This is a genomic window from Streptomyces sp. NPDC048182, assembly GCF_043202555.1.
In the GTDB taxonomy this organism is placed as follows: domain Bacteria; phylum Actinomycetota; class Actinomycetes; order Streptomycetales; family Streptomycetaceae; genus Streptomyces.
In genome coordinates this window covers 26,247-50,505 of the sequence record NZ_JBIDAQ010000008.1, presented here as the reverse complement: position 1 = coordinate 50,505, position 24,259 = coordinate 26,247, and the positions used below count along the sequence as shown (strand labels likewise).

25 protein-coding genes are annotated in these 24,259 nt (G+C 74.3%); 4 read left to right on the top strand and 21 right to left on the bottom strand.

What is annotated here, in order from left to right:
* The first annotated feature begins 35 nt into the window (after positions 1-35).
* Together ACGFZL_RS17605 and ACGFZL_RS17600 are read left to right on the top strand one after the other, a co-directional pair.
* Positions 36-1,562 carry a bifunctional phosphatase PAP2/diacylglycerol kinase family protein gene (locus tag ACGFZL_RS17605; RefSeq protein WP_393692628.1) on the top strand — a complete coding sequence of 509 codons (1,527 nt, stop codon included), beginning with the start codon at positions 36-38 and terminating at the stop codon, positions 1,560-1,562.
* A 167-nt stretch (positions 1,563-1,729) separates the two neighbouring features.
* A complete protein-coding gene (locus ACGFZL_RS17600; protein WP_355170277.1) occupies positions 1,730-2,545 on the top strand; it encodes a class I SAM-dependent methyltransferase in 816 nt (271 codons plus the stop codon).
* Positions 2,546-2,566: 21 nt separating this feature from the next.
* On the opposite strand, the gene ACGFZL_RS17595 is transcribed toward ACGFZL_RS17600, so the two are convergent.
* The 13 genes from ACGFZL_RS17595 to ACGFZL_RS17535 form a co-directional block, all read right to left on the bottom strand.
* Positions 2,567-2,851: a gas vesicle protein K gene (locus tag ACGFZL_RS17595; RefSeq protein WP_355170275.1), complete on the bottom strand. Its 285-nt coding sequence runs from the start codon at positions 2,849-2,851 to the stop codon at positions 2,567-2,569.
* A complete protein-coding gene (locus ACGFZL_RS17590; protein ID WP_393692626.1) occupies positions 2,848-3,036 on the bottom strand; it encodes a gas vesicle protein in 189 nt (62 codons plus the stop codon). Before ACGFZL_RS17590 ends, ACGFZL_RS17595 begins: the two co-directional genes overlap by 4 nt.
* On the bottom strand, positions 3,033-3,821 hold the full coding sequence (locus ACGFZL_RS17585) for a GvpL/GvpF family gas vesicle protein (protein ID WP_355170271.1): 789 nt from the start codon (positions 3,819-3,821) through the stop codon (positions 3,033-3,035). The genes ACGFZL_RS17590 and ACGFZL_RS17585 overlap by 4 nt, the downstream gene beginning before the upstream one ends.
* On the bottom strand, positions 3,818-4,174 hold the full coding sequence (locus ACGFZL_RS17580; RefSeq protein ID WP_393692624.1) for a gas vesicle protein: 357 nt from the start codon (positions 4,172-4,174) through the stop codon (positions 3,818-3,820). The genes ACGFZL_RS17585 and ACGFZL_RS17580 overlap by 4 nt, the downstream gene beginning before the upstream one ends.
* Positions 4,171-5,403 carry an SRPBCC family protein gene (locus ACGFZL_RS17575; protein WP_393692622.1) on the bottom strand — a complete coding sequence of 411 codons (1,233 nt, stop codon included), beginning with the start codon at positions 5,401-5,403 and terminating at the stop codon, positions 4,171-4,173. The genes ACGFZL_RS17580 and ACGFZL_RS17575 overlap by 4 nt, the downstream gene beginning before the upstream one ends.
* A complete protein-coding gene (locus ACGFZL_RS17570; RefSeq protein ID WP_355170265.1) occupies positions 5,403-6,008 on the bottom strand; it encodes a DNA primase in 606 nt (201 codons plus the stop codon). The genes ACGFZL_RS17575 and ACGFZL_RS17570 overlap by 1 nt, the downstream gene beginning before the upstream one ends.
* A 12-nt stretch (positions 6,009-6,020) precedes the next feature.
* Positions 6,021-6,269 (bottom strand): gas vesicle protein GvpG, encoded by a 249-nt coding sequence (locus ACGFZL_RS17565; protein ID WP_355170263.1) that lies wholly within the window; start codon positions 6,267-6,269, stop codon positions 6,021-6,023.
* 6 nt (positions 6,270-6,275) lie between these two features.
* On the bottom strand, positions 6,276-7,046 hold the full coding sequence (locus ACGFZL_RS17560) for a GvpL/GvpF family gas vesicle protein (RefSeq protein ID WP_393692620.1): 771 nt from the start codon (positions 7,044-7,046) through the stop codon (positions 6,276-6,278).
* A complete protein-coding gene (locus ACGFZL_RS17555; protein ID WP_355170259.1) occupies positions 7,043-7,489 on the bottom strand; it encodes a gas vesicle structural protein GvpA in 447 nt (148 codons plus the stop codon). Before ACGFZL_RS17555 ends, ACGFZL_RS17560 begins: the two co-directional genes overlap by 4 nt.
* 56 nt (positions 7,490-7,545) lie before the next feature.
* Positions 7,546-7,923 carry a gas vesicle protein gene (locus tag ACGFZL_RS17550; RefSeq protein WP_393692618.1) on the bottom strand — a complete coding sequence of 126 codons (378 nt, stop codon included), beginning with the start codon at positions 7,921-7,923 and terminating at the stop codon, positions 7,546-7,548.
* Between the two features lie 87 nt (positions 7,924-8,010).
* Positions 8,011-8,955 (bottom strand): non-homologous end-joining DNA ligase, encoded by a 945-nt coding sequence (gene ligD, locus ACGFZL_RS17545; RefSeq protein ID WP_393692616.1) that lies wholly within the window; start codon positions 8,953-8,955, stop codon positions 8,011-8,013.
* Complete coding sequence (locus tag ACGFZL_RS17540) at positions 8,952-10,799, bottom strand: transketolase (RefSeq protein WP_393692614.1); 1,848 nt, start codon at positions 10,797-10,799, stop codon at positions 8,952-8,954. Before ACGFZL_RS17540 ends, ligD begins: the two co-directional genes overlap by 4 nt.
* The gene (locus ACGFZL_RS17535) at positions 10,796-12,550 is read right to left on the bottom strand and encodes an FAD-dependent oxidoreductase (protein ID WP_393692612.1); all 1,755 of its coding nucleotides are present in this window, start codon (positions 12,548-12,550) and stop codon (positions 10,796-10,798) included. The genes ACGFZL_RS17540 and ACGFZL_RS17535 overlap by 4 nt, the downstream gene beginning before the upstream one ends.
* A gap of 163 nt (positions 12,551-12,713) precedes the next feature.
* Here ACGFZL_RS17535 and ACGFZL_RS17530 point away from each other — a divergent pair, with 163 nt between their 5' ends.
* Positions 12,714-13,673 carry an LLM class F420-dependent oxidoreductase gene (locus tag ACGFZL_RS17530; protein WP_355170249.1) on the top strand — a complete coding sequence of 320 codons (960 nt, stop codon included), beginning with the start codon at positions 12,714-12,716 and terminating at the stop codon, positions 13,671-13,673.
* A gap of 7 nt (positions 13,674-13,680) precedes the next feature.
* Here ACGFZL_RS17530 and ACGFZL_RS17525 read toward each other — a convergent pair whose 3' ends face one another.
* Entirely contained in the window at positions 13,681-14,139 is a 459-nt protein-coding gene (locus ACGFZL_RS17525; RefSeq protein WP_393692610.1) for a phage holin family protein, read from the bottom strand.
* Positions 14,140-14,173: 34 nt separating this feature from the next.
* Between ACGFZL_RS17525 and ACGFZL_RS17520 the strand changes: the two genes are divergently transcribed.
* A complete protein-coding gene (locus ACGFZL_RS17520; RefSeq protein ID WP_393692608.1) occupies positions 14,174-14,524 on the top strand; it encodes a VOC family protein in 351 nt (116 codons plus the stop codon).
* 5 nt (positions 14,525-14,529) lie between these two features.
* On the opposite strand, the gene ACGFZL_RS17515 is transcribed toward ACGFZL_RS17520, so the two are convergent.
* The 7 genes from ACGFZL_RS17515 to ACGFZL_RS17485 all read right to left on the bottom strand — a co-directional run bounded on the left by ACGFZL_RS17515 (position 14,530) and on the right by ACGFZL_RS17485 (position 24,185).
* Positions 14,530-16,497 carry a DUF5107 domain-containing protein gene (locus ACGFZL_RS17515; RefSeq protein WP_393692606.1) on the bottom strand — a complete coding sequence of 656 codons (1,968 nt, stop codon included), beginning with the start codon at positions 16,495-16,497 and terminating at the stop codon, positions 14,530-14,532.
* 45 nt (positions 16,498-16,542) lie between these two features.
* Positions 16,543-17,097, bottom strand: a complete 555-nt coding sequence (locus ACGFZL_RS17510; RefSeq protein WP_393692604.1) for a GNAT family N-acetyltransferase — start codon at positions 17,095-17,097, stop codon at positions 16,543-16,545.
* A gap of 39 nt (positions 17,098-17,136) precedes the next feature.
* Complete coding sequence (locus ACGFZL_RS17505) at positions 17,137-18,948, bottom strand: CocE/NonD family hydrolase (protein ID WP_393692602.1); 1,812 nt, start codon at positions 18,946-18,948, stop codon at positions 17,137-17,139.
* A 159-nt stretch (positions 18,949-19,107) separates the two neighbouring features.
* The gene (locus ACGFZL_RS17500) at positions 19,108-20,031 is read right to left on the bottom strand and encodes an LD-carboxypeptidase (protein WP_393692600.1); all 924 of its coding nucleotides are present in this window, start codon (positions 20,029-20,031) and stop codon (positions 19,108-19,110) included.
* Positions 20,028-22,016 (bottom strand): prolyl oligopeptidase family serine peptidase, encoded by a 1,989-nt coding sequence (locus ACGFZL_RS17495; protein WP_393692598.1) that lies wholly within the window; start codon positions 22,014-22,016, stop codon positions 20,028-20,030. The genes ACGFZL_RS17500 and ACGFZL_RS17495 overlap by 4 nt, the downstream gene beginning before the upstream one ends.
* Positions 22,016-23,359 (bottom strand): M20/M25/M40 family metallo-hydrolase, encoded by a 1,344-nt coding sequence (locus ACGFZL_RS17490; protein ID WP_393692596.1) that lies wholly within the window; start codon positions 23,357-23,359, stop codon positions 22,016-22,018. Before ACGFZL_RS17490 ends, ACGFZL_RS17495 begins: the two co-directional genes overlap by 1 nt.
* Positions 23,352-24,185 (bottom strand): M55 family metallopeptidase, encoded by an 834-nt coding sequence (locus ACGFZL_RS17485; RefSeq protein WP_393692594.1) that lies wholly within the window; start codon positions 24,183-24,185, stop codon positions 23,352-23,354. Before ACGFZL_RS17485 ends, ACGFZL_RS17490 begins: the two co-directional genes overlap by 8 nt.
* Between the last annotated feature and the right edge of the window lie 74 nt (positions 24,186-24,259).

Here is a 24,259-nt window from a genome sequence, read left to right as displayed (position 1 = left end):
CGCAGGATTCGGCGCGCGCCGGGTAGGCGGAGGCCATGAGCCCCGACATAGACCTCACCCTGCCGAAGACCCCTGGGCCGCATCCGGTGCGCAACGGCTTCCTGCGCCTGGACCAGCGGGTGTTCGAGGCCGTCGCCGCCCGCCACTGGCCCGGCGCCGACCCGCTGCTGCCCAGGCTCAGCCGCGGCGCCAACCACGGGGTGCTGTGGTTCGCGGCGGCGGCGGGGATGGCCGTGGCGCGTACGCCCCGGGCCCGCCGGGCCGCCGCCCGGGGCCTTGCCTCGCTGAGCCTGGCCTCGCTGACGATCAACACCCTGGGCAAGCGCACGGTGCGCCGGCCGCGTCCGGGGCTCGGCCCGGTGCCGCTGGCCCGGCAGCTGAAGCGGCAGCCGATCACCACGTCGTTCCCGTCGGGGCACGCCGCGTCCGCCGCCGCGTTCGCGACCGGGGTGGCCCTCGAGTCGCCCGGCTGGGGTGCGGCGGTGGCGCCACTGGCGGGCGCGGTGGCCCTCTCCCGGGTCTACACCGGCGTGCACTTCCCGAGCGACGTGCTGGCCGGCGCGGCGCTGGGCGCGGGGGCCGCGTTCGCGGTGCGGGGCATGGTGCCGACCCGGGCCCAGCACGTGGCGCCGGCCCGGCCGGTCGCGCCGGTGCCGGCGCTGCCGGAGGGCGAGGGCCTGGTGATGGTGGCGAACGTCGCCTCGGGCACCTCGGACCGGGTGCGGGCCCTGTGCGACGCGCTGCCCCGGGCGGAGGTGATCGAGTGCGAGCCGGGCGACGTCCCGGCCGAGCTGGAGAAGGCGGCGGAGCGGGCCGTGGTGCTCGGGGTGTGCGGCGGCGACGGCACGGTGAACGCCGCGGCCGGCATCGCCCTGCGCCACGGGGTGCCGCTGGCGGTGCTGCCGGGCGGCACCCTCAACCACTTCGCCTACGACCTCGGCGTGGAGGACGCGCGCGGCCTGGCCCGGGCCCTGGAGCGGGGCGAGGGCGTCCTGGTGGACGTCGGCCGGTTCACCTCGGGCTCGCTGAGCGGCATCTTCCTGAACACCTTCAGCCTCGGCGTCTACCCGGAACTGGTGCGCGAGCGGGAGCACTGGTCCTCGAAGATCGGCGGCTGGCCGGCCGGGGTGCTGGCCGCGGTGCGGGTGCTGCGCGCCGACCGGCATCCGCTGGAGGCGGAGGTGCAGGGGCGCCGGCGCCCGCTGTGGATGCTCTTCGCGGGCAACGGCACCTACCACCGCCTGGGCCTGGCGCCGGGCCGCCGGGTGGACCTGGCGGACGGGCAGCTGGACGTCCGGGTGGTGCACGGCGGGCGCCGCCCCGCCCTGCGGCTGCTCTCCGCGGCCCTCGCCGGGCCGCTGACCCGCTCCCCCGCGCACGCGGCGGTGCAGGTGGGCCGGCTGAAGCTGGCCGGCGTCGCGCCGGGCACGCTGCTGGCCTACGACGGCGAGATCACCGAGACGCAGGGCGACCTGACGCTGGAGAAGCTGCCCGAGGCGCTGACCGTGTACCGGCCGCTGCCGGGCGGCCACGGCGCCCACCGCGCCGACCCGAGGAAGTGACGGACCGTCAGTCCATATTGGTCCGTCAGTCCATATTCCGAAACGCCGGTCTCAGCATACGGAGCGCGGGCGTACGGTGATCCTGCCGCCGGGCGGGGTGCCGTACCCCGCGCTCCGGCGTGTGCCGGGCTGCCGGAAGAGCTGCCGGAGAAGGGATGGGATCCGCCATGACCAAGCCGCAGGAGACCGCCGTCTACACGCACGGGCACCACGAGTCGGTGCTCCGCTCGCACACCTGGCGCACCGCCGCCAACTCCGCCGGGTACCTCCTCGGCGCCCTGAAGCCGCACATGCGGATCCTGGACATCGGCTGCGGCCCCGGCACCATCACCGCCGACCTCGCCGCTCTGGTACCGGACGGCCACGTCACCGGCGCGGACCGGGCGGCGGACGTCCTGGAGCAGGCCCGGGCGACCGCCGCCGGGCGCGGGCTCACGAACGTGGACTTCGAGGTGGCGGACGTGCACGCGCTCGACCATCCGGACGACACGTTCTGCGTGGTCCACGCCCACCAGGTGCTCCAGCACGTGGGCGACCCGGTGGCGGCGCTGCGGGAGATGCGCCGGGTGGTGAAGCCGGGCGGGATCGTCGCCGTGCGCGACTCGGACTACGCCGCCATGACCTGGTACCCGGCCTCCGCGGGCCTGGACGGCTGGCTGGACCTGTACCGCCGGGTGGCCCGGGCCAACGGGGGCGAGCCGGACGCGGGGCGGCGGCTGAGGGCGTGGGCGCTCGAAGCGGGGTTCACCGAGGTGACGGCGACCTCCTCGGCCTGGACGTTCAGCACGCCGGAGGAGCGTCAGTGGTGGGGCGGGCTGTGGGCCGACCGCACCCTGGCCTCGGCGTACGCCGGGCACGCCGTCGAGGGCGGGTACGCGACGCACGAGGAGCTGCGGGGCATCTCGGCGGCCTGGCGTGCGTGGGCGAACCAGCCGGACGGCTGGTTCGCCGTACTGCACGGGGAGATCCTGTGCCGTAAGTGACCGGACACGGAGCCGGGCCGGTCAGTCGCGGGGCAGCAGCGGGCCGAGCGGGCCGAGGTCCAGGTTCAGGTCCTCGGGCCGCAGCCCGTAGCGGTCGCGCAGCTCGGTCATGCGCTCGTCCAGGAGCATCAGGGTGAGCCCGATGCGCTCCTCCTGGTCCTCGCTGAGGTCGCCCTCGTCCACCCGGCGCAGCGCCTGGCGCTCCATGAGCTGGCGCAGCAGTTCCACCACGGTGAGCACAAGCTTCATCAGGTCGCGCTCGACCGTGTCGGGCTCCAGGTCGAGGTGCTTGCGGCGTTCGGTCACTCCAGGTCTCCGAACGGTGAGGGGACGTTGCTGTTGACCGAGCTGATCAGCGCGTTGAGGTCGATGCGGACCAGGTCCACGTCGGCGATGCGCAGGGTGACGTCGCCGGTGATGACGACACCGCCGGCCAGCAGCCGGTCGAGGAGGTCCACGAGGGCGATCTCGCGGCGTTCGACGACGGTCACTCGACCGCCCCCTCGGCGCGCGCGGCGGCCTCGCCGGCGTCGTCCGCGAAGGAGTAGGCCGCCCAGGGGCCGGTCAGCTCCACCCGGATGCCGGGGGCGTCGTCCTTGGTGCGGTCCACGGCCTCCACGAACTCCTCCGAGACCGCCCGGGGCACCAGGTAGGCCGCGTTCAGCACGTTGCGGTCGGTGGAACCGGAGAGCTTGGGGTTCTGCGGGGCGTGCAGCCGCGCGTCGTCGGCGCGGGCGGACAGCGTCTCGTGCAGCCGCGTCGCGAACTGCTCCGCGCGCGTCCACAGGTCGTCCCCCGCCCGGGTCTGCATGCGGCGCTGCCGCAGGTAGTCCCGCCCGGAGGCGGGCTTCGCCGCGGCCTGCGGAGCCGGCTCGGGCGCGGCCTCGACGTACACCTTGACGCCCCACTCCACCCGCCCGGCCAGCCGGTCGAGCGTGGAGCCGAACGCCTCGGCGCGGTCCTGGAGCATCTGGCGCACCCCGCTGTCGTCACGGAAGACCGTGGCCAGCCGCAGCGGCAGCGGGGTGGTGACGGCCGTGAGGGCGTCGATGACCTGCTGGTGCGCCCTGGCGGTCGCCGCCAGCCAGTCCAGGTCCTCCAGGTGCGCCCGCAGTCCGTCCTCGGAGAAGACGGACCCGGGCACGTGGCTGACCACGGCGACCAGGCCGCCGTGGTGGAGCAGGCGCGGCGGGTCCCCCGCCACGCCGGACAGCTGGGTCTGGAGGGGGGCGTCGAAGGGGCGGCAGACGGCGTAGACGTACCGCAGTCCGCTCATCGTTCTTCCTCCCGCTCCGTCTCGCGTTCCACCTCACGGGGCGCCACGTGGCCGCCCTCCAGTTCCCTCAGCCGGTCACGCAGCTCGCGGTTCTCGGCGGCGAGCTCGTCGCGCCGGGCCCGCGAGGAGAGCGCGGGATCGCTCTCCCACCAGTCGATGCCCATTTCCTTGGCCTTGTCGACGGACGCGACGACGAGCCGCAGCTTGATGGTCAGCAGCTCGATGTCGAGCAGGTTGATCTTGATGTCGCCGGCGATGACGACACCTTTGTCGAGCACCCGCTCCAGGATGTCCGCGAGGTTGGCGCTCTGCCCCTGTCCATAGGGGTCGGGCAGTCGGCTGGGTGTGGTCATCGACGACTCCCGCGCTCGGCGTACTCGCCCTCTTCCTCTTCGGCGGGCTCGTACTCTTCGTCCTCGGACTCGGCGGCCTTGGCCTCCTCACCCTCGGGTTCCTCGGTCTCCTCCTCATACTCGCCCTCTTCGGGCTCTTCCTCGTACTCGGCCTCCGGCTCGTCGCCTTCCGCGGGCTCCTCGCCCTCCTCGTACTCGGCCTCGGGCTCCTCGCCCTCTTCGGGTTCTTCGCCCTCCTCGTACTCGGCGTCCGGCTCCTCGCCGTCCTCCGGCTCCTCGCCCTCCTCGTACTCGCCCTCGGGCTCCTCGCCCTCGCCCTGCTCCTGCTCGTCGCGCTCGCGCTCTTCCTCCTCCTCCGCCACGGCGTCCTCATGGCTCTTGACGACCTCGCCGTCGCGGATCTCCCCGCGCCAGCCGTCGTCGGCCTCGCCCTTGAGGGTGATGTGCCGGACGTAGTTCTTGAGGTCGAGCCGGGCGCGGCGGCCCTGGGCGCGCCAGATGTTGCCGGTCTTCTCGAACAGCCCCTTGGGGTAGTACTCGATGACCAGGATCACCCGGGTGAGGTTGTCCGCCAGCTCGTGGAAGCTGACGACGCCCTTGGTGGTGCCCTTGGCGCCCTCCGAGGACCAGGAGATCCGGTCGTCCGGCACCTGCTCGGTGGTCTTCGCCTTCCAGCTGCGGTTGGACCAGAAGACCTTCATCTGCCAGTCGGACGAGGTGTCGTCGCCGCGGCTCGCGCTCTTGACGCCCTTGGCGAAGGTGCTGAAGTCCTGGTACTGGGTCCACTGGTCGTAGGCGGTGCGGACCGGCACGCCGACGTCGACGTACTCGATGATGACGGTCGGCTTCTGCCCGCCGCCGCCCTTCTTGCGGCCCCGGCCGCCGGTGAGGTTCTTGAAGGCGCCGGTGACGCTGTCCTTCACCTTGCCGGCCCCCACCTCGAAGGCGGCCCGCATCGGGCTCTTGCCCTCGGCGAGCTTGCGCCCGCCGTCCAGGGCGAGCTTGGCGAAGCCGGGGCTGTTGCCCTCGGCGATGTCGTTGAGCTTGCCGGTGGTCTCGCCGAGCTTGCGCCCCACGCCGGTGAGCATGCGGGTGGCCTGGGCGGCGACGTACTCCTGCAGCTCCGACTTCAGCCGGTCGGCGGCCTCACTCTTCGCCACGTCCGAGAGCGGGTTCTTCTTCGCCGCCTTGCCCGCCGTGGAGGCCGCGGAACCGATGGCCTCGGTCATCACTCACCACCGTCCTTCGACCGCGCGGAGCGGGTGCCGCGCGCGGCGCCCCGTGCTCCGGAGGTCTTCTTGGCGACCGCCTTCTTGGCGGGCTGGGCCCGCTTGGCCGCGGTCTTCTTGGCCGGCGCCTTGGCGGCGGCCTTCTTCGCGGGTGCCGTCTTGCGCGCGGTCTTCTTGGCGGCGCGCTGCGGCCGCTCCTCGCGCTCCTCGCCCTCGTCCGGCTCGTCGCGCTCGTCGTCCTCCGCGTACTCCTCCGGGTCCTCCGAGACCCCGGAGTCGCGGGAACCGCCGCCGGCGAGCTGCTCGCGCATCTGCGCGGTCCGCCCGGAGAGGCGGCTCGCCAGGGCGTCGATCTGCCGCTCGACCAGGGCGCCCGAGGCGGCCTTGCCGACACCGCGCAGGTCGCCGCGGAGCTGGTCGCCTATCTCCTTGAACTGCGGGTTGTTCTGGAGCTGCCCGGACACCAGCTCGGCGATGCCCTTGGGCGTGAGGTTCATCTTCTTGCCGGCCACCATCGTGCCCACGGCGACGGCCAGTTTCAGCTTCTTCGTGCGTCCCAGCAAGTATCCGGCCCCTACCGCGAGGCCCAGTCCCACTCGATTCATGGCGCCGTACCGTTATCCAATCCCGCGCTGTTGGCGCGAAGCGATTTCCAACCGGTCGAGAAGCTCGTCCTCCTGCCGGTCGAACTCCTCCTCAGTGATCTCACCGGCGTCCAACTGCTCTTCCAGACGGGCGAGTTCGGCTCGCACCGTCCCGGGGTCGTAGTAGATCCGCTCGGCCTCCTTCACCACCTGCTTGATGGCCCAGGCGCTGCCGCGCGCCGGGGCGAGCGGCAGCAGCAGGATCTCCGAGAGCAGTCCCACGTCGGTTCACCCCAATCCGGCGTCCGCCCCGCCGGCCGCGGCGCCCGCCGGCTCGGCCGGCCCGGGCTCGACGAAGCTGTACGGCGGCAGGGGGCCGTTGATCCGCACCTCCAGGTGCGGCAGCTCCCTGCGGACCCGCTCCACGGCGGCCAGGAACTCCTCGGCGGAGTCCTGCGGCACCAGGAACGAGATGTTGGCGAGCCAGCCGGTGGACTCGGGGCCGACGCTGACCGCGTCGGCGGCCGGCTCGAGGGCGCTCTCCAGCGCGCGGGCGTCCTCGGCCTCCTTGTCCTTGACGGCGGCGGCGACCAGCTCACCGAGCTGGATCTTGTTCTCGTAGCTGCCGCCGCCGGAGGACCGGTTGGACTCGGCGAGGGACCGGATCTCCGGGCTCTCGGCCATCACGTGGTGCAGGACGGCCTCTTCGACGTGCGTGGCCTTGATGTTGTACTCGACGCGCTCGTCGAGCGCCGCCAGCCGCTCCTGGTAGTGCTCGGCGCGCTCCTGGAGGACCGCGGTGACCGCGTTGTCGTCCGGGGCGACGCTGCCGAACCGCATGGGCAGCACGCAGCCGCCCGTGCCCGCCTCGCTCAGCACGTTCTGGTGGGCGAGCAGCTCACGGCGCTTGGGGCGCAGGTCCTCCGGGGCGTCGCTGACGACGGCCGCCAGCTCGCCGGCCTCCAGCACGCGCACCTCGCGGGCCGGGTCGCCGACACCGGTCAGACCCTCGGGGAGGGTGTGCGAGACGGCGGTGATGCCGTAGACGTACGTGCTCACTCCTGCTCCTCCTTGCGGCGCGAGGCGGCGGTCTTGCGGGCGCGCGGACGCGAGGTGGTCTGGCGCTCGGAGCGCTCGGACTCACCCTCCTCGCGGGACTGCTTGAAGGCGTCCGAGATGGTCTCGGCGGCGCCGGACAGGGCGCCCTTCGACTTGCCCTTGGCGCCGGACTCGGTCATCTGGCCGACCAGGTCGGGCAGGCCCGGGTCCTTGCGCCCACCGGCCTCCAGGTCGAGGCGGTTGCAGGCCTCGGCGAAGCGCAGGTAGGTGTCGACACTGGCGACGACGACACGGACGTCGATCTTCAGGATCTCGATGCCGACGAGGGAGACGCGCACGAAGGCGTCGATGACGAGCCCCCGGTCGAGAACGAGCTCCAGCACGTCGTAGAGGCCGCTGCTGCCGCCTCCGCCGCCGGACTGCTGTGCCGGTACGACTGACATTCTTGGTGTCCCTCCATCGTGTTCAAGGGTGTGGGAGCGGCTCCGGACGAACGGCCCTAGCGGCGGTTGTCGGAGCGCCCGCGCTCGTAGCGCTTGACCCGGCGGTAGCCGGTGAGCTGGCCCTCTTCGTCCAGCTCGACCTCGTAGCTCGCCAGCAGGCTCATGGTGTCGGGCACCCGCTCCAGCTCCAGGACCTCGACCAGGAGCGACCAGCCGTCCTCCGTCTGCTCGAAGGACGAGACGGACTCGGCCGTCATGCCGGTCAGCTCGGCGAGCTGGGCGCGTGCCTCGCGCAGCACCTCCATCGGCTTGGGCCGCCGGGGCTTGCGCGCTTCCTGCTCCTTTTGGGTCTTGTGTGTCTCTCGTGTGTCTTGTGAACCCTCTTCCGACTCTTCTGCGTCGGCCGAGTTCGATGTGTTTCTTGTGTTCGACATGGCCACCTCCCCTCCCGTGTGGCCGCAAGTGTGTTCGCCAAACCTCCACGTGCCGACTGGTCTGTACGGGTGACGCGGCGACGCCGGTCAGCCGCGCAGGGCGTCCAGGCGGCGGCGGGCCGGGCCCAGCGAACGGGCCCGGCGGGTGATCCCCTCCCAGGGCCGGGTGCGGGCCTGCTCGGCGGCGTCCGCGATGGTCCAGCGGCGGGCGTGCAGCGCGGGGTCGGCCAGCTGGTCCCAGGCCAGCGGGGTGGCGACGGGTGCGCCGGGCAGGGCCCGGACGGTGAGCGGGGCGACCGCGGTCTGCGCGTAGCCGTTGCGCTGCACGTCGAGGTAGAGGCGGTCGCCGCGGTCCTTCTTGCGGGCGGCGGTGGTCAGCCGGTCGGGGTGGGCGGCGGCGAGCGTGTCGGCGACGTCCCGGGCGAACCCGCGCACGGTGTCGAAGTCCCGGCTCCCGTCCAGCGGCACGATCACGTGCAGGCCGCGGGAGCCGGTGGTCATCAGCGCCGAAGGCAGTTTGAGTTCGTCCAGCAGCTCCCCCAGCAGGCCGGCCGCCTCGCGGACCGCCTCGAAGTCGTCGCCGGCCGGGTCCAGGTCGAAGACCAGCCGGTCGGGGTGGTCGGGGTGGGCCGCGCGGGACAGCCAGCGGTGCAGGGTGAGCGCGGCCTGGTCGGCCAGGTAGAGGAGGGTGGCGGTGTCCTCGCACACCGTGTGGCGGACGGTGCCGCCCTCCTTGCCGACCTCGGCCCGCTCGATCCACTCCGGGTAGTGGTCCGGGGTGTTCTTCTGCATGAAGCGCGGCCCGCCGACGCCGTCCGGGTGGCGCTCCAGCATCAGCGGGCGTCCGCGCAGGTGGGGCAGTATGAGCGGGGCGACCGACCGGTAGTAGTCGACCAGGTCGCCCTTGGTGTACTCCTCCCCCGCGCCGCCCCCGTCCCCGCCGGCACCGCCCGGGAACAGCACCTTGTCCGGGCGGTGCACCCGCACGGAGTGCCGGCCGGCCCGGACGGTGCGCGCGGGGTCGTCGCTCACGGCACGATCGCCTGCTCCACCAGCATCCGGGCGGCGGCGGTGATGGCCTCGGCGTCGATGCCGGCGGCGTGCAGCTCCTGGTCGGGGGAGGCCGAACCGGGCATCGTGCCGACGGCGAGCCGGACCAGGCGCGGGACCGGGCGGCCGTCGAGGAACGCGTCGAGGACCGCGTCGCCGATGCCGCCCTCGCGCCGGTGGTCCTCCACCGTGAGCAGACAGCCGGTCTCCTCGGCGGCCTTGCGCAGGGTCTCCCGGTCGACGGGCTTGACCGAGTACAGGTCGATCACCCGGACCGGGATGCCGTCGGCGGCGAGGGTGTCGGCGGCGGCCAGCGCCTCGTGCAGGGTGACGCCGGCGGCCACGACGGTCAGCCGGTCGTCGCCGGAGGAGCGCAGCACCTTGCTGCCGCCGACCGGGAACTCCTCGTCGGGCCCGTAGATGACCTTGCTCTCGCCGCGCGAGGTGCGCAGGTAGCGGATGCCCTCCAGGCCGGCCATCTCGGCGACCAGGCGGGCGGTCTGGTTGGCGTCGGCCGGGTAGAGCACGGTGGTGTCCTGGAGGGCGCGCATCATCGCCAGGTCCTCCAGGCCCATCTGGCTGGGCCCGTCCTCGCCGATGGCGACGCCCGCGTGCGAGCCGACCAGGTTGATGCCGGAGCCGCTGATCGCTGCCATCCGGACGAAGTCGTAGGCGCGGGTCAGGAAGGCGGCGAAGGTGGTGGCGAACGGCACCCGTCCGCGGGCCGCCATGCCGACCGCGGCGGCGACCATCTGCTGCTCGGCGATGTAGCACTCGAAGTAGCGCTCGGGGTGGTCCTCGGCGAACAGCCCGGCGCGGGTGGAGTCGCCGACCTCGCCGTCCAGGGCGACGACGTCGCCGCGGGCGGTGCCGAGGGCGGCCAGCGCCTTGCCGAAGGCGTCGCGGGTGGCCACCTCGTCGCCCTTGTCGAAGCGGGGCAGCTCGATCTCCCCGGAACCGGTCGAGTGCAGCGACCGCGCGGACGGCGGCTCGTGCACCTTGACGTGGATGTCGCGCTGCCCGCCCAGCTCGGCGATGGCCTCGTCGGCGTCCGGGAGCGGCTTGCCGTGCTTGCCCTCCTGGTCCTCCACGGCCTTGACCCCCTTGCCCTTGAGGGTGCGGGCGATGATGGCGACGGGCTGGCCCGTGGTGGACAGGGCCTCGCCGTAGGCGCGGTCGATCTTGTCCACGTCGTGGCCGTCGATCTCGATGGTGTGCCAGTCGAAGGCCCGGAAGCGGCGGGCGTAGGCGTCCAGGTCGTGGCCGTGCCGGGTCTCGCCGCGCTGGCCGAGGCGGTTGACGTCGACGATCACGATCAGGTTGTCCAGCTGCTCGTGTCCGGCGTGCTCCGCGGCCTCCCAGATGGAGCCCTCGGCCAGCTCGCTGTCGCCGCACATCACCCACACCCGGTAGTCGGCGCGGTCCAGGCGCTTGCCGGCCCAGGCGATGCCGACGCCGACGGGCAGCCCCTGGCCGAGCGAGCCGGTGGCCGTCTCGACCCACGGCAGCCGCTGCGGGGAGGGGTGGCCCTCGAGCCGGCTGCCCAGCTTGCGGAAGGTGAGCAGTTCCTCGTCGTCGATGGCGCCGGCCGCCTTGTAGGCGGAGTACAGCAGGGGCGAGGCGTGGCCCTTGGAGAGGATGAAGCGGTCGTTGCCGGGGTGGGCGGGGCGCTCGAAGTCGTAGCGGAGGTGGTTGGCGAGCAGCACGGCCATCAGGTCGGCGGCGGACATCGAGGACGTGGGGTGCCCCGAGTTCGCGGCGTTGGACGTCCGGACGCTGTCCACGCGCAGTTGCTGGCCGAGTTCGACGAGTTCGTCGGTGTTCATGAGTCTCCTTGCGTGCGGCCGTCGTGTCGTTTGACGGGGCCGGGTGCGATGTCTGGTCCGGGGGGCGGTTGGTCGGCCGGGGGTTCGAGGTCGGGGCCGGGCACGGCGCCGTGCCGCGGCCCACCGGCGGACGCGCCGCCGCCTTCCTTCTTCCCGCTCCCGCCCGGGTGCTGCCTCGCGGGCTCACTCCCGGGGTGCGACTTGGCCGGTTCGCCCCCGGGATGCTGCTTGGCGGGCTGGGCACGGCGGCCCTTGCCGGGCTTGCCACCGGGATGCCGTTCGGCAGGCGCCTCGCCGGGACGCCCCTTGCCGGACTCGCCACCGGAACGTCCCTGCGCGGGCTCACCGCCGGGATGCCCTGGGGCGGTCTCGCCCCCGGAGTGCTCCTTGGCGGGCTTCCCACCGGCATGCCCCTTGGCCGGCTCCCCACCGGGACGGCCCGCGGCGGCCTGCGGGGACCGGGCCAGTTCCGGTGACGCCGACTCCAAGGGGACCGCCCACCCGCGGACCAGGCCCAGCTGGACCGCCTGACGGGGCAGGACCGCGTCCAGGAGCCAGTCCGCGGCGACGCGGACGCGGTTGCCCGGCATCGCCGCGAGGTGGTAGCCGCGGGTGACCGCGCCGGCCACCGGGCCCGACAGGGCGACGCCCAGCGGGTTGGCGGCGGCCTGGGTGCCGCCCAGGTCCACGACGAAGCCGAGGTCGCGGTGGCGGTAGGGCCTGCGCTCGCCGACGCCCAGCGACGCGGCGACGTTCCGCGCGCAGACCTTGCCGTGCCGCCAGGCGTGCTGCGCGGTCATCGGCGTGTACTGGCCCGGGTCCGCGAGGTCGGGCACCGCGGCGGCGTCGCCGCAGGCGAACAGCTCGGGGCGGCCCGGCACCTGGAGGTAGGGGTCGACCAGCAGCCGGCCGCGCTCCAGAGGCAGTCCGAGGGACCCTGCGAGCGGGTCGGGCCGCACCCCCACGCACCACACCAGCGTGCGGGTGTCCACCTTCGTGCCGTCGGTCAGCAGCACCCCGTCGTGCGTGGCCTCCCGCACCGAGGTCCCCGTCCGCACGTCGACGCCCCGCTGCCGCAGCACCCGGCCGGCGGTGCGGGAGAGCCGCTCGTCCAGCTCGGGCAGGACCCGGGGCGCGACGTCGAGCAGCATCCAGCGGGGCCGCATCCCGGCCCGCAGCGGCTGCCTGCGCACCTGCGCGTCGGTGTACATCTGCCCGTGCGCGGCGACCTCCGTGCCGGTGTACCCGGCGCCGACCACGACGAAGGTGCACCGGGCGGCGCACTCCGCGGGGTCGTCGCTCGCGGCGGCCAGCTCCATCTGCCGCGTCACGTGGTCGCGCAGGTAGAGCGCCTCGGGCAGGCCCCGGAAGCCGTGCGCGTGCTCGGCGACGCCGGGGATGGGCAGCAGCTTGTTCACGCTGCCCGCGGCGAGCACCAGCCGGTCGTAGGACAGGGTGCCCGTCCGCCCCTCGGGGCCGGTGTAGCGCACGGTCCGCCCGTCCAGGTCGAGGCCGTCCGCCTCGCCGAGCACCAGCCGGACGTGCGGCAGCGTGTCCGACAGGGACACCGTGACCCGGCGCGGTTCGAGCACCCCGGCGGCGACCTGGGGCAGCAGCGGGAGGTAGAGGAAGTAGTCGGTCGGGTTGAGCAGCGTGATGTCGGCCTGGTGCCGGGAGAGCCGGGACAGTTCGCGGGCCGTTCGGTATCCGGCGAAGCCGGCACCGATGATCACGATGCGGGGTCCGCTCACGGTGCGCCTCCGGGCTGTCGCGTGGACGTCGGCAGGCCATCCGCGTCCCCGGGGCGGGGGCGCCCAAACACGCGCCGCGCCGCCCCCGGCGCCGGTTTCCGGCCCCGCCCCCGGGTAACCCGGCCCGGGTTCCGTCCGCCCGACACCCGAGAGGCGCTCCCCGATGCCCGAGTACGGCTACTTCCTCTCCTGCGAGCAGTTCGGCCCCGCCGAGCTGGTCGAGCAGGCGCGCATGGCCGAGCAGGCCGGCTTCCAGGCGCTGTGGATCTCCGACCACTACCACCCCTGGAACGACGCGCAGGGCCAGAGCCCCTTCGTGTGGTCGGTGATCGGCGCGCTGTCCGAGGCGGTGTCCCTGCCGATCGAGACGGCGGTGACCTGTCCGACCGTGCGGATCCACCCCGCGGTGGTGGCGCAGGCCGCGGCGACCAGCGCGGTGATGACGGACGGCCGCTTCCGGCTCGGCCTCGGCACCGGCGAGGCGCTCAACGAGCACATCCTCGGCGACGCCTGGCCGCAGGCGCATGTGCGCCTGGAGATGCTGGAGGAGGCCGTCCAGGTGATCCGCCGGCTGCTGACCGGCGAGGAGGTCAGCCACCACGGCACGCACTACACGGTGGAGAACGCCCGCCTGTACACCGTGCCCGACGAGCCCGTGCCGATCGACATCTCCGGCTTCGGCCCGGCCGCGACCGCGCTGGCCTCCCGGGTGGGCGACGGCTACATCACGATGATGCCGGACGCCTCGATGGTGGAGCAGTACCGCAAGGGCGGGGGCGGCTCGCACCTGGTCAGCGGCGGCACGAAGGTCTGCTACGACCAGGACCGGGAGGAGGCGGTGCGCACCGTGCACCGGCTGTGGGCCAACGAGCTGCTGCCCGGTGAGCTGCCCCAGGTGCTCCCCTCCCCCAAGCACTTCGAGCAGGCGCAGACCCTGGTCACCGAGGACATGGTGCGGGAGAACCGGGTGTGCGGCGACGACGTCGACGAACACGTCGCCGAACTGCGGCAGTTCGCCGACGCCGGCTTCGACCGGGTCTACGTCAACCAGATCGGGCCCGACCTGCGCGGCTTCTTCGACCTGTACCGCACGAAGGTGCTGCCGCAGCTCCAGGGCGCCTGACCCGGCCTCACTCGCGCTCGCGCGCCTCCGGGTCGACGTCGTCCTGCCGGGGCGCCGCCGGACCGGCCTCGTCCGCCGCGGGCGGAGCCGCCGGCATCGGCGGGTAGGCCGTGCCGAGCCCGCTCGGCGGGGCGCCGGGCGCGTCGCCACCCGCGGTGTGGCCCGGCTTCCCGGCGTGCGGGCGGGCCGCGTTGCGCAGCAGGTAGGCGGCCACGCCCAGGACGGCCGCGGTGACCAGCGCCGCCGCCCAGTCCGGCAGCCCGAGCGCGAGGGCCAGACCGACGGCGAGGGCGACGGCCGCGCCGGCGTAGAGCGCGGTGGCGCCGGAGGCGGCGTACAGCAGGGCCGTGCGGCGCTGCTTGCGGGTCTGCTCGCGCAGCTCCTCGCGCACGGTCTCACGGGTCACCCGCGCCAGTTCCTCGACCAGCCGTCTGTCCGGCTGCGGCATCTGCTCCATGCGGTCCATGCCCTACGGATACCCCCCAACTAGGCTTCGCCGCATGGAGATTCTGGGAGCCACACTGCGCGTCTACGTCGACGACCTGGACCGGGCGATCCCCTTCTACGAGGGCCTGGCCGGCGGCCCCGCGCTGCGCTTCGGACGAGGCGGCGTCCAAGTCGCCGCCGTGGGCTGCTTCCTGCTGATGAGCGGCCCCGAGTCGGAGCTGGAGCTGCTGCGCAAGGTCACCGCCACCGTCGCCGTGTCGGACGTGGAGGAGGCCCACCGGACGCTGAGCGCGCTCGGGGCCGACATCATCGCGGGCCCGGTGCCGACCCCGGCGGGCCGCAACCTCATCGCGCGCCACCCGGACGGCACGGTCTACGAGTACGTGGACCGCCGCACCGGGTAGGCACCTCAGCCGGCGTCGTCCGGCCGCATCCGGAAGTCGTGGCGGGCCGGCAGCGGCCCGTCGCCGACCCGCGCCCACAGCTCGCCGATCGCCTCCGAGCCCTCCCGCAGGTCGGCGACCTCGAAGCCCGCCGCGAAGACGGCCCGGGCCTCCTCGCGGCGGCCCTCGGCGGCCAGCAGTCCCGCCTCGATCAGCCGGAACCGGCCGCGGGCCCGCGTCGCGGCCGGCAGGCGGTCGAAGACGGCGCGCGCGTCGGCGGTGCGCCGGACGGCGAGCAGCGCCTCGATCGCCTCCCTGCCCAGCGCGGCGGCGACCGGCTCGTGCGGCCCGCCGTCCTCCGCCGCCCCGCCGCACAGGTCGTCGAAGGCCGCCGCGTACCGGTCGGCGGCCCGCTCGGGGTGGCCGCCCTCCCGGTCGGCGACGGCGAGGCAGCGCAGCAGCGGCCAGCGCGCCTCGGCGGCCGGCAGGCCGCGTTCCCAGCTGCGCTCGGCCTGCGCCCGGTCGCCGGCGTGCCACTGGGCGACGCCGAGGTGGTACTCGGTGTCCGGGGTGGCGGGGGCGGTCTCCAGCATGTCCCGCCAGGGCCGGGCCACCAGCGTGGGGCCGGGCGGTCGGCTCACCGCGGCGGCGGGCAGCGACCCGGCGCGCAGCAGGTGCAGCCAGGGCTGTTGCTCGTCGCCGAGGGTGTGCTCCGCGAAGGGCGTGCCGGGCAGCTTCCAGCCGGTGCGCAGCACCTCCAGGGCGCCCCAGCCGGACCCGTCGGCCAGCCGCTCGCCGGGGTCGGCGTCGGCGTACGGCTGCCATGCCCGGTACGCCGCGTCCACGGCGGCGCGCGGCAGGGCGTCGGCCAGGCGCTCCTCGGCGGTGCGCAGCACACCGGCCCAGTCGCTCCCGCCGGCCGGGGTGTCGAGCGGCCCGTACGCCTCCAGCCAGCTGACCTCGCTCTCGGGCTCCAGCTCCACGTGCTCCAACTGGGTGCGGGCGAGGCCGGCCTGGATCTCGCAGTAGCCGCCGGTGCCGGGCTCGGTGAGCCACTCCTGCCAGCGCCGGCCGCCGGGTCCGGAGCCCCACACGAACAGCTTGCGGCCGCGCAGCGCGTCGGTGGAGGTCTGCGCCAGGCCGTGCCCGTCCCCGTCCACCGCGGCGATCCAGCGGCGCCGGCCGTCCGGCACGTCGTAGAAGTAGTCGGCGGCGTAGACGCTGTTCAGGGGGTGGGTGCGGTCGGCTCCCTCGTGCTCGGGGACGGGGATGCGGCGCAGCCGGCGCTCGTAGCCGAAGTGGTAGGCGGCGTCGGCCGGGGCGAGCACGCGGCGGTCCTCGGGGACGGCGATGTTGGACCACCAGTACGTCGGCACCGGCCGCTCGTGCGGGTTGCGGATCCGCACGCCGACGTGGAGGAAGTCCGAGCCCTCCGGCAGCCACAGGTCGACCTGGAAGGGCAGGTCGCGCAGCCGCTCCCACTCCCACAGGCGCAGCATCTCCCCGCCGTCGGGGGCGGGGACGCGGGCGGCGTGGACGGGGGCGCAGGACAGGGTGGTGTGGCCGGTGGCGCCGATGTTCCACTCGACGCCGCCGGAGAACCAGGCGCCGTTGAGGGCGAAGTCGGCGGGCTGGAGGACGGGGTTGACGTAGAGGAGTTCGCGGTCGGCGGGCTTGTGGCGCAGGGAGGCGATCCGGCCGCCGAGCGCGGGCAGGACGGTGGCCTTGAGGCGGTCGTTCTCGATGACCAGGGCGTCCAGGTCCACCGGTGTGCGGGCGCGGTCGTAGCCGTCCCTGACCGGGGCGGGCAGCAGGCTGCGCAGGGGCTCGTAGCCGACCTGGCGGGCCATGTCGCGGGGCAGGGCGGCCCGGTCGCGGTCGTCGATGCGGTGGGCCTCGTCCAGGGGGCGCAGCGGGGGCAGCGGGTTGTCCGGGCCGAGCGGCGCGGCGGGCAGGGTCAGGACCTCGCGTCGGATCGTCGTCACGATCTCCATGGAAGCCGCTCACCGGCCCCCTGAACAGGGGCAGGACCAGCCGTCTCAGCTCCTGGTCGTCGCGTCCTCGGCGGTCAGCGCCCAGCGCTGGTGGTCGCGCCAGGCGCCGTCGATGTGCAGCATGCGGGGCGAGAAGCCCTCCAGGCGGAACCCGGTGGCGCGGGCGAGGGCGATGGAGGCGGCGTTGCCGGGCTGGACGTTGATCTCCAGGCGGTGCAGCCGCATCGGCCCGAAGGCGTGCGCCACGACCAGGCCGAGGCCCTCGCGCATCAGGCCCCGCCCGGCGGCGTGCGCGAAGGCGCCGTAGCCGAGGGCCCCGCTGCGGAAGCCGCCCTGGACGATGTTGTTGACGTTGACGAAGCCGGCGATGGCGCCGCCGTCCTTCTCGCACACCAGGAACCCGGCCCGGTCCGGCTCGCGGATCAGGCGCCCCGCGTAGGCGGCGTACGCCTCGGCGCCGTCCGGCGGGAAGAGCCAGGGGTGGTGCAGGTCCTTGCTCTCCCGGGCCCGGGCGGTGAACTCCTCGGCGTCGTCGAGGGTGAAGTGCCGTATGCCCACCCGGGGGCCCTCGGCGAGGTGGCGGGATGCGTTGTGCGGCATGCCGCCACCCTACGACGGGTGCGCCGGGCGGGCCCTCCGTCAGTCCCCGGCGACGGGGAGGCGGAGCACCCCGGTGTCGCCGGGGGCGCTGACCACGGTGACCGGCTTGACGCCCCGGTTGCCGAAGTACGCGTCGTCGCTCGCCGCGACGGTGAAGCGCAGCCGGTGCCCCTGCTGGTAGCGGTGCACGATGCCGGGCAGGGTCACGGTGAACGGCTTGGTCACGTCGGGCACCCGGACCGGGGCGACGAGGCGGTGCACGAGCGTCTGACTGCCGTCGGGCGCCACGTCGTACAGCTTGGCGAAGAGCACCAGCTTGCCCGCGGCGTCCCGGGAGCGCTGGTCGCGCACGGCCGCCGGGGAGACGACGCGCAGGGTGGCCTCGGGGGCGCCGACCACGTCGAGGTCGGCGGCGAGCGGCTCGCCGGTCCAGTCTAGGTGGGTGCCCGGGGTGTCGTAGGGGGCCGGGTCGGGGAGGCCGATGAGTCCGGCGAGGCTGCTCTCGGAGTGGCTGGTGGGGATCAGCCAGTTGGTGTAGGTGCGGCTGCCGCGGGCCACCTTCGCCCGGTTGTCCACGAGCTTGCCGTCGCCGGAGAGGTACAGCTCGCGGGCGGCGGCGGGGAGGCGGTCGGCGGTGGCGTAGGTCTGCTGCGGGTCGGCGATCCAGTCCCGGTAGTAGGCGAAGGCGGGGCCTGTGTCGGCGTCCTGGTCGCCGTGCAGGTAGCGGTCGAACCAGGAGAGGATGCGGCGGCCGACGTAGGAGGTCTCCAAGTTGCCCGCGCCGATGTTGAGTTCACCGGTGGCGGGGTCGGTGAGGCCGCCGCTGTGCCCGGCGGACTGCCAGATCATCTTGGCGGGGGTGCCCTGGGCGGTGAGGGTGCGGTAGGTGGCGGTGGCCTCGTTGAGGTTGAAGAGGCTGTCCGTCTGGCCCTGCACCAGCAGGGTCGGCGCCTTCACCCGGTCCAGGTAGGACACCGGGGAGACGCTGCGCGCGTAGGACAGCAGGGCGGCGGTCCTGTCTGCCGGGTAGCTGCCGGAGTTGAGGGTGCGGATGGTGTCGCAGGCCCGGGTGACGAAGTGCAGGCAGGCCAGGCCGTTGATGCGGGACGGGTCGAGGCTCGGGGTGAGCAGCGGCTGGCCCTCGCCGATGAGGTAGAAGCCGTTGGACCACTGCCACTTGAAGGCACCGGGGACGTCGGGGGCGCCGGTGGCGTTGTTGGGGTCGAGGGCGTAGGCGAGGTCGTGCCAGGTGATCATCGGCACAAGGGCGTCGACGCGGTGGTCCACGGCGGCCGTGGCCAGCTGCACGGCGCCGCCGTAGGAGCCGCCGATCATGCCGACGCGGGGGTCCCCGGCGCCGTCCCGGGTGACGTAGCCGGCCGTGGTGCCGTCGTCGGCGGCGCGGTCTCCGGCCAGGAAGTCGACGAGCCGGGAGGCGGCGGCGCCGTCGATGGCGGGGTCGTCCAGGGAGACCAGGCAGCCGGACTTGCCGAAGCCGAGCCCCGAGTAGACCAGCGAGACGTAGCCGCGCGAGGCGAACGCCTTGCCGATGGCGGCGGTCCCGCCGTCGGACTTGCTGCCGCCGAAGCCGTTGGTGGCGAGCACGGCGGGGGCCGGGTGGGCGTCGTCCACGCCGGCCGGTCGGTAGAGGTCGGCGTCCACCGCGCAGGTGCGGTCGCCGGCCCGGACGGTGAACTTCAGCGCGGTCACCGTGTAGGGGTCGGCCGCCGCGGCGGCGGGCGCGGTGAGGCCGAGGGGCACGGTGAGCGCGGCGCCGAGCGCGAGGGCGCAGGCGGTGCGGGCGGGGTGGCGGGGGTGCGGGGCGCGGTGCTTGAGGACACGACGGGGCAAGGAGACCTCCACGCTGAGGGCCCGGGGTCGGGGGCAGCCCGGCTTACCGACCGGTAGGTACCGGCCGGACGTCATGGTGTGACACGTGTCAGAGCGGGGTCAATGACCGTGCCGGTGGTTCTTTGACGGAAGTTCAGCGAAGCGGCTTCCCGCACCCGGTCAGCGCAGCGCCGGCTCGGCCAGCGTCAAGGTGCCGCCGTCCGCGTCCAATTCGGCCTCGACGCCGAACGGGATCGTCAGCGCGTCCGCGCAGTGCCCGAACCCGGCGTCCTCCAGGACCGGCACGCCGAGTCCGCCCAGCCGGTCGGCGAGAAGCGGCCGGAGCACCTCGTAGGCGTCGCACTCCTCCCACGACCCGAGCAGCACCCCGCGCACGCCGTCGAGCCGACCGGCGCGCAGGAGTTGGGTGAGGTACCGGTCGATGCGGTACGTCTCCTCCCCCACGTCCTCCAGGCACAGCAGCCCGCCCTCCGCCGAGCGCCGGGCGTGCGGGGTGCCGAGGTCGGCGGCGAGCAGGCTCAGGCAGCCGCCATGGGTGACGCCCCGCGCCCGGCCGGGGACCATCGGCGTGCCGCCGGTGGCGATGACGCGGACGCTCTCCGGGTCGAACAGGGTGGCCTTCAGGTGCTCCTGCGCCCGGGCGTTCTTGAGGAAGTCGACGCCGGCCGCCATCGGCCCGTGCAGCGTGACCAGGCCGAGGCGGACCGCGAACGCCTCGTGCAGCGCGGTGATGTCACTGAAGCCCAGCAACACCTTGGGCCCCGCCGCGCGCAGCGCCTCCCAGTCGAGGAGGTCGACCATGCGCTGGGCGCCGTAGCCGCCCCGGGCGCACAGCACGGCGGAAAGGGACGGGTCGCACCAGGCGGCCTGGAGGTCGGCGGCCCGGTCGGCGTCGGTGCCGGCCAGGTAGCCGAAGTCCGGGTGCCGGTCCAGGACATGAGGGCCCACGACGGGGTCGAGTCCCCAGCCGCGCAGCACGTCGAGTCCGGCCGCCAGCCGCTCCTCGGGCACCGGCCCACTGGGTGCGACGACGGCCACCCGGGCGCCGGGCGCGAGCCGTTCGGGCCGGAGGAGGGCCTTCACGCGGTCATCTCCAGGGGTGCGATGCCGGGCGCATCGAAACCGAACACCCGGGCGTAGAGGGCGAGTTCCGCCTCCAACGCGCGCACCAGAGTCTCCACGCGGCGGAAGCCGTGGCCCTCGCCCTCGAAGGTGAGGTAGGCGTGCGGGACGCCCCGGCCGGCCATCTTGGCGAGTAGCCGCTCGCACTGCGCGGGCGGGCAGATCGGGTCGTCCAGTCCCTGGAGCAGCACGAAGGGCGCGGTGATCCCGTCGGCGTGTTCGGTGGGCGAGCGCTCGGCGTAGCGGTCGGGCACCTCGGCGTAGGGGCCGATCAGCGTCTCCAGGTAGCGGGACTCGAAGTCGTGGGTGCCGTCCGCCGCCCAGTCGGTGAGGTCGAGGACCGGGTAGATCACGGTGCCGCAGGCGTAGACGTCGGTGGTGGCGAGGGAGGCGGCCGAGGTCCAGCCGCCCGCGCTGCCGCCCCGGATGGCGAGCCGGGCCCGGTCGGCGGTGCCCTCCTCGGCCAGGGCGAGGGCCACGGCGGCGCAGTCCGCCACGTCGACCACGCCCCACTGCTCGCGCAGCCGCTCGCGGTAGGCGCGGCCGTACCCGGTGGAGCCGCCGTAGTTGACGTCGGCGACGCCGATGCCGCGGGAGGTGAAGTAGGCGATCTCCAGGTCGAGGACGAGCGGGGAGCGGCTGGTGGGTCCGCCGTGCGCCCAGATGACGTACGGCGGCAGCTCGCCCTCGGGCGCCCTGTACCCGGGGTGGTGCGGCGGGTGGAGGTGGGCGTGGATCTCGCGGCCGTCCGGTCCGGTGAAGGTGCGGATCTCGGGCTCGGTGCAGTGGGCGGGGTCGACCGCGTCCTCGTGGGCGGCGCCGACGACCCGGGCGCGGCCGGTGCGGGCGTCCAGCTCGATCACCTCGTAGCCGCTGCGCGGGCCGGCGCCGACGGCGGCGATCCGGTCGCCGTGCACGGCGAGGGCGGGCGCGAACTCGGTCCAGGGCCCGGCCGCGTCGACCACCTCGCCGGTCTCGGGGTCGAGTATGCCGAGGGCGGTGGCGCCGCGGCCGTGCACGACGGCGACCAGCCCGCTCTCCAGCGGCGCGAACCAGGTCAGGCCCGGCTTCCACAGCGGCCCGCCGAACTCCTCCTCGCGGGGGCACAGGGGCCGCCCGTCGCGGTACAGGTTCCACCAGCCGGTGCGGTCGGAGGCGTGCAGCAGGGCGCCGTCGGCGGCCCAGTCGGCCTGGGCGACGGACTCCTCGGGGCCGCCGGCCACGGTGCGCGGCTCGGCGAAGACGCCGTCGGCGGCGACGGCTGCGACGATCAGCTCGGTGCCGTCCCAGGGCATGCGGGGGTGGTCCCAGGCCAGCCAGGCGACGCGCCGGCCGTCCGGCGAGAGGCGCGGGCCGGTGACGAACCGGTGCCGTTCGGCGGTCAGTTCGCGCACCGCGGCCCGGTCCTCGGCGGCCGAGCCGTCCAGCGGCACGGCGACCGGCACCCGGCGCACGTCGGAGGGGCCCTCGCCGGTGAACTCCTCCAGAACGCACCAGACTTCACCGCGCTCGGTGCGCAACTGCGGCTCGACCCAGCGCAGTCCGCCGCCGACCGGCGACAGGGGCGTGAGCGGGCGCGGGTCGCTCTCGCCGGGCCGCAGCGCGTACAGCCGCTGGTCGGCGTGGTGGACGAAGACCACCAGCGGCCCGGCGTCCGTGGCGGTGGCGGCCCAGGGCCGGCCGCCGTACTCCATGACGCGGCTGCGCACGTTCCACGGCGCGGGCAGCACCGTCTCCTCGGTGCCGTCCGCGCGCCGCCGCACCAGGGCCCGCCGGCCGCCCTCGGCGGGCCGGGGCGCGGTCCACCACACCTCGTCGCCGACGAAGCCGACGTCCTCCGGACGCCCGTCGTGCGCGGCGGCCAGCGCCGCGTCGACGGGCGAGGGCCATGATCCGTACGCCAGGGTCCGCACCGGCTGCCCCGCCTCCCTCTCGTCGATCTCCATCAGGCCGTGCGCAGGAACCGGTCGAGGACGCGGACCCCGAAGTGCAGCGCCTCGACGGGCACGCGCTCGTCCACCCCGTGGAAGAGCGCCTGGTAGTCGAAGCCCTCCGGCAGCTTCAGCGGCGCGAAGCCGTAGCCGGTGACGCCGAGCCGGGAGAACTGCTTGGCGTCGGTGCCGCCGGACATGCAGTACGGCACGACGTGCCCCTCCGGGGCGAACTCCTCGACGGCGGCCCGCATCCGCGCGAACACGGGGGCGTCGACCGGCGCCTGGAGGGCGACCTCGCGGTGCACGAACTCCCAGTCCACGTCCGGTCCGGTGAGCCGGTCCAGGGTGGCCCGGAACTCCTCCTCGTACCCGGCCAGGAACCGCCCGTCGACGTGCGCGACCGCCTCGCCGGGAATGACGTTGACCTTGTAACCGGCGTCCAGCATGGTCGGGTTGGCGCTGTTGCGGACGGTGGCCTCGACCAGCCGGGCGGCCGGGCCGAGCTTCTCCAGGAGCGCGTCGGTGTCGGCGGGCGAGGTCTCGACGCCGTAGAGCGCGGCGAGTTCGGCGAGGGCCGCCTCGACGGTCGGGGTGAGCCGCAGCGGCCACTCGTGCTCGCCGATGCGGGTGACGGCCGCCGCGAGCCGGCTGACCGCGTTCTCCCGGTTGACCTTGGAGCCGTGCCCGGCCCGGCCGCGCGCGGTGAGCCGCATCCAGCCGGTGCCCCGCTCCCCCGCCGCGATCGGGTAGAGCTGCCGGCCCGCGCCGTCGTGGAAGGTGTACGCCCCGGATTCGCTGACGCCCTCGGTGCAGCCCTCGAACAGCTCGGCGTGCCGGTCGGCGAGGAAGCCGGAGCCGTCGACGGCGCTGTCCTCCTCGTCGGCGGTGAAGGCGATCACGATGTCGCGCCGGGGCCGCACGCCCCGCCGGGCCCAGGACCGCACGGCGGCCAGGATCATCGCGTCCATGTTCTTCATGTCGACCGCGCCGCGCCCCCACACGACGCCGTCGCGGATCTCGCCGGAGAACGGATGGACGCTCCAGTCGGCGGGCTGGGCGGGCACCACGTCCAGGTGGCCGTGGACGAGCAGCGCGTCGGCGGACGGGTCGGTGCCCTCGATCCGGGCGACCACGTTGGTGCGGCCCTCGGTGCGCTCCAGCAGCGTCGGCTCGATCCCCGCCTCGGCGAGGCGCGCCGCCGCGTACTCGGCCGCCGGGCGCTCCCGGCAGTCGCCGCCGCCGCGGTTGGTGGTGTCGAGGCGGATCAGGTCCGAGGTGAAGCGGACGACCTCGTCGAGGGCCTGCCCGTCCACCTCGACGGCCTGTGCGTCGAGGCCCTGTGCCTGCTCAGCCATACTGCTCCTCCACCGCGGCCGAGGCGATCGTGGTGACCGCCTTGAAGGTCCGGATCGCGTCGTACATGGTCTCGTGGGTGTACGCCACCTTGCGCTCGCCGATCCGGGCCACGCCCGGCACGACGGTGGCGGCGGCCGACAGGTGCTCGGCGTCGAACTCCACGGCGACGGTGAACGGCCCGCCGCGCACCGGCTCGTGGCGCACCGCGAGCGCCGCCGCGTCCTTGGCCGCGGCCCGGATGTCGGCGGCGGTCCTGGCGGGGGTGCGGCACACGGCGGCGTAGCGCGAGACGTGGTCCTTGACGGCGACCTTCCGTGCCTCGGGCGCGTAGCCGAGGGCGTCCTCGCAGGCCACGTCGTCGCCGGTGACCAGGATCACCGGCACCCCGTACTCGGCGACGACGTGCGCGTTGAGCAGGCCCTCGCTGGCCCGGACGTCGTTCAGCCAGACGCCGGTGATCTGGCCCGCGAGGTAGGTGTGGGCGAGGACGCCCTCCATGCCGGCGGCGGCGTGGTAGCCGACGAAGGCGATGCCGTCCACGTCGCCGTGCTGGACGCCCTCCACCATGGAGAGCGCCTTGTGCCGGCCGGTGAGCATCTGGGCGCGCTCGTCGAGCTGTTCGAGGAGCAGGTTGCGCATGGTCCAGTGCGCCTCGTTGATGAGCACCTCGTCGGCGCCGCCGTCGTGGAAGCCCCGCACGGCGGCGTTCACGTCGGAGGTGAAGAACGCCCTGCACCGCTCCCACTGCGGCGTCCCCGGCAGCACGTCGGCCGGCCAGGTGACGCCGGTGGCGCCCTCCATGTCGGCGCTGATGAGGATCTTCATGGGGCGCCACGTTACGCGTCGCGGCGCGGGAGGGCTACGAGGTGGGGCGCCCGGGCCGGTCCTCGTGGCGGGCC

Excerpts from the sequence above, each read along its gene's own strand:
- ACGFZL_RS17580 (WP_393692624.1), bottom strand. The coding sequence starts at position 4,174 with ATGACCACACCCAGCCGACTGCCCGACCCCTATGGACAGGGGCAGAGC.
- ACGFZL_RS17585 (WP_355170271.1), bottom strand. The coding sequence starts at position 3,821 with ATGAGCGGACTGCGGTACGTCTACGCCGTCTGCCGCCCCTTCGACGCC.
- ACGFZL_RS17520 (WP_393692608.1), top strand. The coding sequence starts at position 14,174 with ATGGAGATTCTGGGAGCCACACTGCGCGTCTACGTCGACGACCTGGAC.
- ACGFZL_RS17485 (WP_393692594.1), bottom strand. The coding sequence starts at position 24,185 with ATGAAGATCCTCATCAGCGCCGACATGGAGGGCGCCACCGGCGTCACC.
- ACGFZL_RS17525 (WP_393692610.1), bottom strand. The coding sequence starts at position 14,139 with ATGGACCGCATGGAGCAGATGCCGCAGCCGGACAGACGGCTGGTCGAG.
- ACGFZL_RS17490 (WP_393692596.1), bottom strand. The coding sequence starts at position 23,359 with ATGGCTGAGCAGGCACAGGGCCTCGACGCACAGGCCGTCGAGGTGGAC.
- ACGFZL_RS17515 (WP_393692606.1), bottom strand. The coding sequence starts at position 16,497 with ATGGAGATCGTGACGACGATCCGACGCGAGGTCCTGACCCTGCCCGCC.
- ACGFZL_RS17550 (WP_393692618.1), bottom strand. The coding sequence starts at position 7,923 with ATGTCGAACACAAGAAACACATCGAACTCGGCCGACGCAGAAGAGTCG.
- ACGFZL_RS17605 (WP_393692628.1), top strand. The coding sequence starts at position 36 with ATGAGCCCCGACATAGACCTCACCCTGCCGAAGACCCCTGGGCCGCAT.
- ACGFZL_RS17570 (WP_355170265.1), bottom strand. The coding sequence starts at position 6,008 with ATGAATCGAGTGGGACTGGGCCTCGCGGTAGGGGCCGGATACTTGCTG.
- ACGFZL_RS17540 (WP_393692614.1), bottom strand. The coding sequence starts at position 10,799 with ATGAACACCGACGAACTCGTCGAACTCGGCCAGCAACTGCGCGTGGAC.
- ACGFZL_RS17510 (WP_393692604.1), bottom strand. The coding sequence starts at position 17,097 with ATGCCGCACAACGCATCCCGCCACCTCGCCGAGGGCCCCCGGGTGGGC.
- ACGFZL_RS17555 (WP_355170259.1), bottom strand. The coding sequence starts at position 7,489 with ATGTCAGTCGTACCGGCACAGCAGTCCGGCGGCGGAGGCGGCAGCAGC.
- ACGFZL_RS17575 (WP_393692622.1), bottom strand. The coding sequence starts at position 5,403 with ATGACCGAGGCCATCGGTTCCGCGGCCTCCACGGCGGGCAAGGCGGCG.
- ACGFZL_RS17600 (WP_355170277.1), top strand. The coding sequence starts at position 1,730 with ATGACCAAGCCGCAGGAGACCGCCGTCTACACGCACGGGCACCACGAG.
- ACGFZL_RS17530 (WP_355170249.1), top strand. The coding sequence starts at position 12,714 with ATGCCCGAGTACGGCTACTTCCTCTCCTGCGAGCAGTTCGGCCCCGCC.
- ACGFZL_RS17495 (WP_393692598.1), bottom strand. The coding sequence starts at position 22,016 with ATGGAGATCGACGAGAGGGAGGCGGGGCAGCCGGTGCGGACCCTGGCG.